We start from the raw sequence: 255 nt of genomic DNA, 5'->3' as shown, positions 1-255 counted from the left end.
TCCTGAAGGAACGTTGAAGACGACGACGTTGATAGGCTGGGTGTGTAAGCGTAGCGATACGTTGAGCTAACCAGTACTAATGATCCGTGAGGCTTAACCTTACAACACCGAAGGTGTTTTGAGAGACGAAAGATTTTCAGCTTAGTTCAGGATTAGATTGATGGTTATATGGAAATATAACGGTCAATAACAGAATTTGCCTGGCGGCCGTAGCGCGGTGGTCCCACCTGACCCCATGCCGAACTCAGAAGTGAA

Annotated in this window: 2 rRNA genes; both read left to right on the top strand. The window is 47.1% G+C overall.

Going from position 1 to position 255, the window contains the following annotated elements:
* Positions 1–101, top strand: a 23S ribosomal RNA gene (locus WFK85_RS23735); the annotation flags it as partial.
* Positions 102–199: 98 nt separating this feature from the next.
* Positions 200–255 (top strand): 5S ribosomal RNA (gene rrf, locus WFK85_RS23730); the annotation flags it as partial.

Source organism: Cedecea sp. VD22 (genome assembly GCF_037150195.1).
GTDB lineage: Bacteria > Pseudomonadota > Gammaproteobacteria > Enterobacterales > Enterobacteriaceae > Cedecea.
This window is presented reverse-complemented; position numbering and strand designations above follow the sequence as displayed.